We start from the raw sequence: 11674 nt of genomic DNA, 5'->3' as shown, positions 1-11674 counted from the left end.
CTGCCTTACCCATGGCAGCGGGAGAACCGGGGGCAAAAAGCCGCCGGTCGGAGACATCGGGCGGCAGGCGCCTTGAGAGGCCGGGAACACTGGCCCGCCAACGCGGGGGCAATCGCCCTCGTGCCGGCGAGGCCCCAGCAGGTGGAGCGCATTGCCATGAGCCTCGACATCCCCCTCAGCACCGGCTCGAACGCGGCCGAGATCGATGCCCACATCATCGACGTCCTGCGCCACCGCGTGGGCAAGGACGAGCGCGCGGCCAAGCCGCACGACTGGTTCACCGCCACCGTGCTCGCGTTGCGCGATGCGGTGATCGACCGCTGGATGGAATCCACGCGCAAGACCTACGACGAGGGCGGCAAGCGGGTCTATTACCTCAGCCTTGAATTCCTGATCGGCCGTCTGCTGCGCGATGCTCTGTCGAACATGGGCCTGACGCGCGAGATGGAAAAGGCGCTGGCCGACCACGGCTTCGACCTTGCCGCGCTGGAAGATCTGGAACCCGACGCCGCGCTGGGCAACGGCGGCCTGGGCCGGCTGGCCGCGTGCTTCATGGAAAGCCTCGCCAGCCTCGACATCCCGGCCTACGGCTATGGCATCCGCTACAAGAACGGGATGTTCCGCCAGCGCATCGACGATGGCTGGCAGGTCGAACTGCCCGAAACCTGGCTGAGCCACGGCAACCCCTGGGAGTTCGACCGCCGCGAAAGTGCGTACCGGATCGGCTTCGGCGGCGAAGTGATCGAAAGCGGCAGCGGCGTGGAATGGAAGCCCGCCGAGCAGGTGGAAGCCAGCGCGTTCGATACGCCTGTGGTCGGCTGGCGCGGCAAGCGCGTCAACACGCTGCGGTTGTGGACCGCGCGCGCGCTCGATCCCATCCGGCTCGATACGTTCAATGCCGGCGACCATGTCGGCGCTCTGGTGGAGGACGCCCGCGCCGACGCGCTGGTCCGCGTGCTCTATCCGGCGGACTCCAACGCCTCCGGTCAGGAACTGCGGCTGCGGCAGGAGTATTTCTTCACCTCGGCCTCGATCCAGGACATCGTGCGGCGCCACGCGCAATACCATGGCGACGTGCGGACCCTGCCGCAGAAGGCCGCAATCCAGCTGAACGACACCCACCCCGCGGTGGCCGTGGCCGAAATCATGCGCCTGCTGGTCGATGACCATGGGCTTGAATTCAACGAAGCGTGGGACGTCACCCGGCAGACCGTGGGCTACACCAACCACACGCTGCTGCCCGAAGCTTTGGAAAGCTGGCCTCTGCCGCTGTTCGAGCGGCTGCTGCCGCGCCACATGCAGATCATCTACGCGATCAACAGCCGGGTCCTGCGCGAGGCGCGCCGGTCGGGCATGGACGATGCGCAGATCGCCGCGATCAGCCTGATCGACGAGCATGGCGAGCGCCGCGTGCGCATGGCCAACCTGGCCTTCTGCGGCGCGCACAGCGTCAATGGCGTGGCCGCACTCCACACCGAGCTGATGAAATCCACGGTCTTCTCGGACCTGCACCAGCTCTACCCCACGCGGATCAACAACAAGACCAACGGCGTCACCCCGCGCCGCTGGTTGCAGCAGTGCAATCCCGGCCTTGTCGCGGTGCTGAAGGACGCGATCGGCCCCGGCTTCCTCGACGATGCCGAAAAGCTGGTCGAACTGAACGGGCTGGCCGACGATGCCGCGCTGGGCGAACGCATCGCCGAAGTGAAGCGCGCCAACAAGGTCGCGCTCGCCGCGCACATCAAGCACCTGACCGGCGTGCGGGTCGATCCGGACGCGCTGTTCGACGTGCAGATCAAGCGCATCCACGAATACAAGCGGCAGTTGCTCAACCTGGTCGAGACGGTGGCGCTCTACGACCAGATCCGCAGCCATCCGGAGCGCGACTGGGTGCCGCGGGTCAAGATCTTCGGCGGCAAGGCGGCGCCGAGCTACCACAACGCCAAGCTGATCATCAAACTGGCGAACGACATCGCCCGCCGCGTCAATTCCGACCCCTCGGTCGGCGGACTGCTCAAGGTGGTGTTCGTGCCGAACTACAACGTCACGCTGGCCGAGCGGATCATCCCCGCGGCCGACCTGTCGGAACAGATCAGCACCGCCGGCATGGAAGCCAGCGGCACCGGCAACATGAAGTTCGCGCTCAACGGCGCGCTCACCATCGGCACGCTCGACGGCGCGAACATCGAGATCAAGGATCGCGTGGGTGACGACAATATCGTGATCTTCGGACTGACCGCCGACGAAGTGATGGAAAAGCGCGCCAGCGGCTATGACCCGCGCGCGGTGATCGAGGGCAGCCGCGAATTGCAGCAGGCGATCAATGCCATCGCCAGCGGCGTGTTCAGCCCCGACGATCCCACGCGCTATGCCGCGCTGATGGGCGGCATCTATGACAGCGACTGGTTCATGCTCGCCGCCGATTTCGACAGCTACCACGCCGCCCAGCGCAGCGTGGACGCGCGCTGGGAAGACCCGAAGGGCTGGCGCGCGAGCGCCATCCGCAACATCGCCAACGTCGGCTGGTTCTCCTCCGACCGCACCATCGGCGAATACGCCCGCGACATCTGGGGGGTTTGAGACCAGCCATGCAACCGCCCGCGCGTGCCATCGAAGCCCTGCTGGAAGGCACGCATTCCGATCCGTTCTCGCTGCTCGGCATCCACGAGGGACCGGGCGGCGCGTTCGCCCGCGCGGTCCTGCCGGGAGCAGAGGCGGCAGAGGCGCACTCGCTCGCCGGAACGCCGCTGGGCACGCTGACGCGGATCGATCCGCGCGGACTGTTCGAGGGCAAGGTTGCCGGCCCGCGCCAGCCGGTGAAGTACCGGTGCAGCCACGGCCAGCACGTGTGGTGGGTGACCGATCCCTATTCGTTCGGGCCGGTGCTGGGGCCGATGGACGATTTCCTGATCGCCGAAGGCACGCACCACCGCCTGTTCGACAAGATGGGCGCGCATCCCATCGAGCACGAAGGCGCACAGGGCGTGCATTTCGCGGTGTGGGCACCCAATGCCAGCCTCGTGTCGGTCGTCGGTGATTTCAACGATTGGGACCACCGCCGCCACCCGATGCGCCGCCGCGCGGACATCGGGGTATGGGAAGTGTTCCTGCCCGATATAGGGCCGGGCCGCGCCTACAAGTACCGCGTCGTCGGCGCGGACGGCATGGTCCAGCCGCTCAAGGCCGATCCCTATGCCTTCGCCGCCGAACTGCGGCCTGCGACGGCCTCGATCGTGGCGCTCCCGGGCAAGCCCGACTGGGACGACGGCGCGCACCGTGCGCACTGGGCCGGCGCCGATCCCCGCCGCGCGCCGATGTCGATATACGAAGTTCACCCCGGATCGTGGCGCAAGCCTGACACGCGCGAGTTCCATTCGTGGGACGAACTGGCCGACCTTCTCATCCCCTACTGCGCGCAGATGGGCTTCACCCACATCGAGTTCATGCCGGTGTCGGAACATCCCTACGATCCTTCGTGGGGCTACCAGACCACCGGGCTTTACGCTCCGTCCGCGCGCTTCGGCGAACCGGCCGGCTTCGCGCGCTTCGTCGATGGCGCGCACCAGGCCGGGCTGTCGGTGCTGATCGACTGGGTGCCCGCGCATTTCCCCACCGACGCGCATGGCCTGTCGCGCTTCGACGGCACGCATCTCTATGAGCACGAAGACCCGCGGCTGGGCTTCCACCCCGACTGGAACACCGCGATCTACAACTTCGGGCGGCGCGAGGTGTCCTCGTTCCTCGTCAACAACGCGCTGTTCTGGGCCGAGCAATACCACGTCGACGGGCTGCGCGTGGATGCCGTCGCCTCGATGCTCTACCGCGATTATTCGCGCGAAGCGGGCGAGTGGATCCCCAACGAAAGCGGCGGGCGCGAGAACTGGGAGGCGGTGCGGTTCCTCCAGGCGATGAACAAGGCCGTCTATGGCGAGCACCCCGGCGTGACCACCATCGCAGAGGAATCGACCTCGTGGCCGGGTGTCACCCTGCCCGCGCATGATCAGGGGCCGAAAAACGGCGGACTGGGCTTCGGGTTCAAGTGGAACATGGGCTTCATGCACGACACGCTGAATTACATGGCGCGCGATCCGGTGCACCGGCGTTATCACCACGAGGAGATCACGTTCGGGCTGGTCTATGCCTTCAGCGAGAACTTCGTCCTGCCGCTGAGCCATGACGAAGTGGTGCATGGGAAAGGCAGCCTTCTGAACAAGATGGCGGGCGACGACTGGCAGAAGTTTGCGTCTCTGCGCGCCTATTACGGGCTGATGTGGGGCTATCCCGGCAAGAAGCTGCTGTTCATGGGCCAGGAGTTCGCCCAGCGCCGCGAATGGAGCGAGGCGCGCTCGCTGGACTGGGACCTGCTGCAGCACGAACCCCACGCCGGAATGCAGCGCTGGGTGCGTGACCTGAACGGCACCTACCGTGACCTGAAGGCGCTCCACGCACGCGATTGCGAGGCCGAGGGCTTCGAATGGCTGGTGGTAAACGACGCGGCGGCAAGCGTGTTCGCATGGCTGCGCAAGTGCCCCGGCGAGAACCCGGTGGCGGTGGTCTGCAACATGACGCCCGCCACCCACGATCACTATCGCTTGCCCCTGCCCCATGACGGCACGTGGCGCGAAGTGCTCAATTCCGATGCCGCTCACTATGGCGGCGCCGGACAAGGCAATATGGGGCAGGTCGAAGCCGCAGATGGTGCGGCGCTGATCGTCCTGCCCGGACTTTCCACGCTGATGTTTGAATTCACGGGAACCGGAGAACAGGGATGAGGGACAGGTCTTACGGTCAGCCGCTGGCGCGCGATGCGATGGCCTATGTGCTGGCGGGGGGACGCGGCAGCCGCCTGAGCGAATTGACCGACAACCGCGCCAAGCCCGCGGTCTATTTCGGCGGGGTCAGCCGCATCATCGACTTTGCGCTGTCGAACGCGATCAATTCGGGCATCCGCCGCATCGGCGTGGCGACGCAATACAAGGCGCACTCGCTGATCCGCCACATGAACCGCGCGTGGAACTTCATGCGCCCGGAACGCAACGAAAGCTTCGACATCCTGCCCGCGTCGCAGCGCATTTCCGAGCTGCTGTGGTACGAAGGCACGGCGGATGCGGTGTACCAGAACATCGACATCATCCAGGCGCACGCGCCCAAATACATGGTCATCCTGGCCGGCGACCACATCTACAAGATGGACTACGAGTTGATGCTGCAACAGCACGTCAACTCGGGCGCGGATGTGACCGTGGGCTGCCTGGTGGTGAAGAAGAAGGAAGCCACCGGCTTCGGCGTGATGGCGGTGGACGAGAACAGCACGATCACCGCCTTCGTCGAGAAGCCGGCCGATCCGCCGACGATCCCCGGCGATCCCGCACATTCGCTCGCCTCGATGGGCATCTACGTGTTCGACACCGAGTTCCTGTTCGAGCAGCTGCGCCGCGACGCCGCGACGCAGGGGTCGGGCCGCGATTTCGGCGGAGACATCATCCCCTACATCGTCAAGCACGGCAAGGCGGTGGCCCACCGCTTCACCGACAGCTGCATCCGCGCGGCAGAGGAAATCGGCGAATACTGGCGCGATGTCGGCACGCTCGATGCCTATTTCGACGCCAACCTCGACCTGACCGACACGGTGCCCAAGCTCAACATGTACGACCGTGACTGGCCGATCTGGACCGATCAGGTCGTGGCTGCGCCGGCCAAGTTCGTGCACGACGAGGACGGGCGGCGCGGCATGGCGATCTCCTCGCTGATCTCGCAGGACTGCATCGTATCGGGCGCGCTGGCAAAGCGCAGCCTGCTGTTCACGGGCGTGAAGATGGGCTCGTTCTCGTCCGTCGAGGAAGGCGTGATCCTGCCTTACTGCAACATCGGGCGCGGCGCGCGGCTGAGCCGAGTGATCCTGGATTCCGGCGTGCGCATTCCGGAAGGCCTTGTCGTGGGCGAGGATCCGGAACTCGACGCGCAGCGCTTTCGCCGCACCGAGAACGGCATATGCCTGATCACCAAGCGAATGATCGAGGCGCTGAAATGACCATCCGCGTCCTGTCGGTGGCGTCGGAGGCGGTGCCGCTGGTCAAGACCGGCGGGCTGGCCGACGTGGCGGGCGCCCTGCCCGCCGCGGTGGCGCCGCACGGCGCGGCGATGACGACGATGGTGCCCGGATACCCCAAGGTGCTGAAAGCCATCGGCAAGGCCAAGGCGGTTCATGCCTGGCCGTCGCTGCTGGGCGAGCCGGCGCGGCTGCTGGCGGCGAAGCTGGGCGAACAGCCGCTGCTGGTGGTGGACGCCCCCGCTTTTTTCCAGCGCGACGGAGGGCCTTATGCCGATGGCAGCGGCCGCGACTGGGCCGACAACTGGCGCCGCTTCGCCGCGTTTTCCCGCGCGGCGGCGGACGTGGCCGGCGGCGCGGTGAAAGGGCTGGCGTTCGACCTGGTCCATGCGCACGACTGGCAGGCGGCGATGGTCCCCGCCTATCTGCGGTTCGCTCCCGAAGGCGTGGCGGTGCCTTCGGTGATGACGATCCATAACATGGCGTTCCAGGGGCACTACGGAGCGGAAATCTTCCCCGGCCTGGGGCTGCCGGTAGAGGCGTGGTCGATCCACGGGGTCGAGTATCACGGCGGCGTGGGCTTCCTGAAAGCGGGGCTGGAAGCGGCCAGCGCGATCACCACAGTCAGCCCGACCTATGCCCGCGAAATCCGCACGGCCGAGTTCGGCATGGGGCTGGAAGGACTGATCCGCAGCCGCGGCGAGCGCGTCCACGGCATCGTCAACGGCATCGACACGCACGAGTGGAACCCGGAAACCGACCCGGCGCTGGCGCAACACTATTCGCTGCGCACGCTGGCGAAGCGCACCGCGAACAAGCGCGCGCTGGAGTCCGCGTTTGGGCTGGACAGCCACGACGGGCCGCTGTTCGTGGTCATCAGCCGCCTGACCTGGCAGAAGGGCATGGACGTGCTGCTGGAAGTGATCGACCATCTGGTCGGCCTTGGCGGGCGACTGGCGCTGCTGGGATCGGGCGACATGGCGATGGAGGCGGGCTTCCATGCCGCCGCCGCGCGCCATCCGGGCAAAGTGGGCATCCGCATCGGCTATGACGAGGCGCTGTCGCACCGGATGCAGGCGGGCGGCGATGCGATCCTTGTGCCCAGCCGGTTCGAGCCTTGCGGGCTGACCCAGCTTTACGGGCTGGCCTATGGCTGCGTGCCGGTGGTGAGCCGGACCGGCGGTCTGGCCGATACCGTGATCGATGCCAACCTTGCCGCCATCGCGGCAGGTGCGGCGACCGGGGTGCAGTTCAATGCGGTGAACTACGGGGCGCTGGCCGATGCGGTGAGCCGCACGATCGCGCTCTATTACGACCGGGACAGCTGGCGCGGCTTGCAGCGCGCAGGAATGAAAAGCGACTTTTCGTGGGGACGCAGCGGGGCGGCCTATGCCGCGCTCTACGCCTCGCTGCTGGAGGGCTGATGATCACCACCGTTCCGTCCGCACCCTATGCCGGGCAGAAGCCGGGCACTTCCGGCCTGCGCAAGAAGGTGCGCGTGTTCGCCCAGCCGAACTATGCCGAAAATTTCATCCAGGCCGTGTTCGACGTGGTGCAGCCGCAGCCGGGCGCCAGCCTGGTGATCGGCGGCGACGGGCGCTATCACAACCGCACGGTGATCCAGCAGGCGATCCGCATCGCCGCCGCCAATGGCTATGGGCAGGTGCTGGTCGGCAAGGGCGGCATCCTTTCCACCCCGGCCGCCAGCCACGTGATCCGCAAATATGGCGCTGGCGGCGGATTGATCCTGTCCGCCAGCCACAATCCCGGCGGGCCGGACGAGGATTTCGGCATCAAGTACAACATCGCCAATGGCGGCCCCGCGCCCGAGGCGATCACCGAGGCGGTCCATGCCCGCACGCAGACCATCGACCGCTGGCTGACGGTGGAATGCGAGGACGTCGATCTCGACAGTTGCGGCTCGGTCGAGGTGGGCGGGATGATCGTTTCCGTGATCGATCCGGTGGCCGACTATGCCGACCTGATGGAGACGCTGTTCGATTTCGGCGCGATCCGCGCGGCGGTAGCGGGCGGCTTCACCATGGCCTTCGACGCGATGAGCGCAGTGACCGGGCCTTATGCGGTCGAAATTCTGGAAAGGCGGCTGGGCTTCCCTGCCGGCACCGTGCGCAACGGGGTGCCGCTGGAGGATTTCGGCGGGCACCATCCCGATCCGAACATGGTCCACGCCCACGAACTGTTCGACCTGATGTTCGGGCCGGACGCGCCCGATTTCGGCGCGGCATCGGACGGTGACGGCGACCGCAACCTGATCGTGGGCAAGGGATGTTTCGTCACCCCTTCCGACAGCTTGGCCATGCTGGCCGCGAACGCCCACCTCGCGCCCGGCTATGCCGGCGGGCTGAAAGGCATCGCACGCTCGATGCCGACAAGCGCGGCGGCCGACCGCGTGGCCGAGGCACTGGGCATTCCCTGCTTCGAGACGCCGACCGGCTGGAAGTTCTTTGGCACGCTCCTGGATGCGGGCATGGCGACGATCTGCGGCGAGGAAAGCGCGGGCACCGGCAGCGACCACGTGCGCGAGAAGGACGGGCTGTGGGCCGTGCTGCTGTGGCTCAACATCCTCGCCGTGCGCAAGACGAGCGTGGAGAAGCTCGCGCGCGAGCACTGGCAGACATATGGCCGCAATTACTACGCCCGCCACGATTACGAGGCATTGCCGACGGACACCGCCGATGCGTTGATCGCGGAACTGACCGCCGCCCTGCCCGCACTGCCCGGCAAGACGTTCGGCCCGCTGACCGTGGCGGCGGCGGACAGCTTCTCCTACCGCGATCCGGTCGATGGTTCGACCAGTATGAACCAGGGGCTGCGCGTGCTGTTCACGGGCGGATCGCGCATCGTGTTCCGCCTCTCCGGCACCGGGACCGAAGGCGCGACGCTGCGCGTCTATCTGGAACGCTATGAGCCGGCCGAGGGGCTGCTCGACCGCGATACTCCCGCCATGCTGTCGGACCTGATCGCCGCCGCGGATGGGCTGGCGGGGATCGTGCGCCACACCGGACGGATTGCGCCCGACGTGGTGACGTGACCGCGCGCGTCGAAGGGGGGCGCACCCGCTTCACGGTGCGCAGCCCCCGCGCCGAAGCGGTGTGGCTCTGCCTGTTCGGCGATGGGGGCGAGCGCCGCATCGCGATGACGCGGCATGGCGAGGACTGGGCGGTGGACCTGCCCGGCGAGCTGGCCGGCGCGCGATACGGATTTCGCGCCGAAGGGCCATGGGCGCCCGAGCGCGGACTGTGGTTCGATCCTGCCAAGCTGCTGGTCGATCCGCACGCGGCCGAACTCGATGGGCCGTTCCGCCACGATACTGCGCTGGCGCAGTTTGGCGTCGATACGGCGGACCTTGTGCCCAAGGCCCGGGTTCTGCCCGCCCTGCCCGACGTGCCGCCGGCGCCGCCGGTCTTTGCGCATGGCGGGCTGGTCTATGAAGTGAACGTGCGCGGACTGACCATGCTGCACCCCGACGTGCCCGAGGGGCAGCGGGGGACGGTGGCCGCGCTGGCGCATCCGGCGGTGATCGCGCACCTGAAGAAGCTTCACGTGTCGGCGGTGGAACTGATGCCCATCGTCGCCTGGATCGACGAGCGGCACCTGCCGCCGCTGCACCTTGCCAACGCGTGGGGCTACAACCCGGTGGCGCCCATGGCGCTCGATCCGCGGCTGTGCCCCGGGGGCGTGGCCGAACTGCGCGCAGCAGTGGCCGCGCTGCACGCAGCGGGAATCGGGGTGATCCTGGACCTGGTTTTCAACCACACCGGCGAAAGCGACGTGCTGGGGCCGGTGCTGTGCCTGCGCGGGCTGGACAACGAAGCCTATGCCCATGCACCCGGCGGCAACCTGATCAACGACACCGGCACCGGCAACACGCTTGATTTCGGTAACGCAGCGGTGCGTGCGCTGGTGCTGGACGCGCTGCGCCATTTCGTGCGGCATGGCGGGGTGGACGGGTTCCGCTTCGATCTTGCCACGGTGATGGCGCGGGGACCGGGATTCGATCCGGCAGCGCCGATCTTTGCGGAGATCGCGGCCGATCCCTGGCTCGCCGACAGGGTGCTGATTGCCGAGCCGTGGGACATCGGGCCGGGCGGCTATCAGCTGGGGCAATTTCCCGCGAACTGGCTGGAATGGAACGACCGCTTCCGCGATGACGTGCGCCGGTTCTGGCGCGGCGATTGCGGCGTGGGCGTGCTGGCGACGCGGATCGCGGGATCGGCCGACGTGTTCGGCAAGCGGTGCCGATCGGTGAACTTTCTTGCCGCGCACGACGGGTTCACGCTGGCCGACACGCTGGCCTTCGAGCATCGCCGCAATTGGGCCAACGGCGAGGACAACCGCGACGGGCACGGCGAGAACTTCAGTTGGAACAATGGCGCCGAAGGGCCGACGGGCGATCCGGCGGTGCTGGCGCGGCGGCGCGCTTTCGCCAAGGCGATGCTGGGCACGCTGTTCGTTTCCACGGGCACGATCATGCTGACCGCCGGCGACGAGTTCGGCCGCAGCCAGGGCGGCAACAACAACGCCTATGCGCAGGACAACGCGGTCACCTGGATCGACTGGGAAAGCCGCGACCGCGATCTGGAGGACCACGTGGCGGCGCTGTCCGCATGGCGCGCGGCGCATCGGGAGCGCTTCACCGCGTTTCCGGAGGATGGCGCGTGGCTGGGGCCGGACAACGGAGAAATGGACGCAGCGCGGTGGGAAGATCCGGCGACCACGGGGGTCCGGTGGCGGCACGGCGAACCGGCGCGGTCGTTCGGCTTTGCCATCGACCGCGCCGGCCCGTACGCCGAGCCTTGGGAAGCAGCCGCCCCGAGTGGGCGGGCCTCAGGCTCCCAGCCTGCGTAGCGCAGGATCGTTGAACGGACGCTGTATCGCCCCGTAGCGGGCCGGGCCATCGTCCAGCGAAAGTGGGCGCGGCAACAGGCGGTTGAGCAGCAGGCGGCCGAAAGCCCACTCCCCCAGATCCGACTGCGCATTGATGTGTCCCAGCGCCCCTGCGTCGGCGAAGCTCGCCCCCCAGGTCCGCGCCAGCGCCCGCGCGCCGACGAAGGGCATGTAGGGATCGTCGCGGCTGGCGACGAGGATCGAGCGGAAGGGCAGTTCGCTCTGCGGCACCGGGGCGAAGCGGGTCACGCGCCGGTCGAGCGGGCGTTCCTCCACGTCCGGCGGAGCGACCAGCAGCGCGCCGACAACCTTGCTCTCCTTGGGTCCGTCGGCCAGCCGCTCGTATTCCGCCCACCAAGCCACCGCGTGGCAGCCGAGGCTGTGCGCCACGAGAACCACCGGGCGTTCGGCACGCTGCACGGCGAGGTTGATCTTGTTGACCCAGGTGTTGCGGTGCGGATCGTCCCAGAGGCCCAGATCGACCCTGCGGCAATCGGGCAGCGTTTCCTGCCAACGCGTCTGCCAATGGCCGGGACCGCTGTTGCCAAGGCCCGGAACGATAAGGATCAGGGGATCGCCGCTTGCCGCGGATGCTTGCTGGAAGGCCATCGTGTTTCTCCCGAAATTGGGGGTGGCCGGTCGACTCGGATTACGTCCCGACAGGCCATCACGATAACTCAACTTATACGATAGACAATAGATCCGCGACGAAACGCG

Annotated in this window: 7 protein-coding genes; 6 read left to right on the top strand and 1 reads right to left on the bottom strand. The window is 67.4% G+C overall.

Going from position 1 to position 11674, the window contains the following annotated elements; all coding sequences use genetic code 11:
• Positions 1 to 156 precede the first annotated feature (156 nt).
• From OLX02_RS01020 to glgX, 6 genes are read left to right on the top strand one after another with little or no spacing between them, the layout of a single operon-like run.
• Entirely contained in the window at positions 157 to 2580 is a 2424-nt protein-coding gene (locus OLX02_RS01020) for a glycogen/starch/alpha-glucan phosphorylase (protein WP_264419478.1), read from the top strand.
• Between the two features lie 8 nt (positions 2581 to 2588).
• Positions 2589 to 4772 (top strand): 1,4-alpha-glucan branching protein GlgB, encoded by a 2184-nt coding sequence (gene glgB, locus OLX02_RS01015; RefSeq protein ID WP_264419477.1) that lies wholly within the window; start codon positions 2589 to 2591, stop codon positions 4770 to 4772.
• Positions 4769 to 6031, top strand: coding sequence for a glucose-1-phosphate adenylyltransferase (gene glgC / locus OLX02_RS01010; protein ID WP_264419476.1), 1263 nt, complete (start codon positions 4769 to 4771; stop codon positions 6029 to 6031). Before glgB ends, glgC begins: the two co-directional genes overlap by 4 nt.
• A complete protein-coding gene (gene glgA, locus OLX02_RS01005) occupies positions 6028 to 7473 on the top strand; it encodes a glycogen synthase GlgA (RefSeq protein ID WP_264419475.1) in 1446 nt (481 codons plus the stop codon). The genes glgC and glgA overlap by 4 nt, the downstream gene beginning before the upstream one ends.
• On the top strand, positions 7473 to 9101 hold the full coding sequence (locus tag OLX02_RS01000) for an alpha-D-glucose phosphate-specific phosphoglucomutase (RefSeq protein ID WP_264419474.1): 1629 nt from the start codon (positions 7473 to 7475) through the stop codon (positions 9099 to 9101). Before glgA ends, OLX02_RS01000 begins: the two co-directional genes overlap by 1 nt.
• Positions 9098 to 10918, top strand: coding sequence for a glycogen debranching protein GlgX (glgX, locus tag OLX02_RS00995; protein ID WP_264419473.1), 1821 nt, complete (start codon positions 9098 to 9100; stop codon positions 10916 to 10918). Before OLX02_RS01000 ends, glgX begins: the two co-directional genes overlap by 4 nt.
• On the opposite strand, the gene OLX02_RS00990 is transcribed toward glgX, so the two are convergent.
• Complete coding sequence (locus OLX02_RS00990; protein ID WP_264419472.1) at positions 10898 to 11566, bottom strand: RBBP9/YdeN family alpha/beta hydrolase; 669 nt, start codon at positions 11564 to 11566, stop codon at positions 10898 to 10900. The two genes, glgX and OLX02_RS00990, sit on opposite strands and share 21 nt — an antisense overlap.
• Positions 11567 to 11674 lie beyond the last annotated feature (108 nt).

It is taken from the genome of Novosphingobium sp. KCTC 2891 (assembly GCF_025938155.1).
Lineage (GTDB): Bacteria > Pseudomonadota > Alphaproteobacteria > Sphingomonadales > Sphingomonadaceae > Novosphingobium.
The sequence above is the reverse complement of the archived record's forward strand: the minus strand, read 5'-3'. Positions and strand labels throughout refer to the sequence as shown.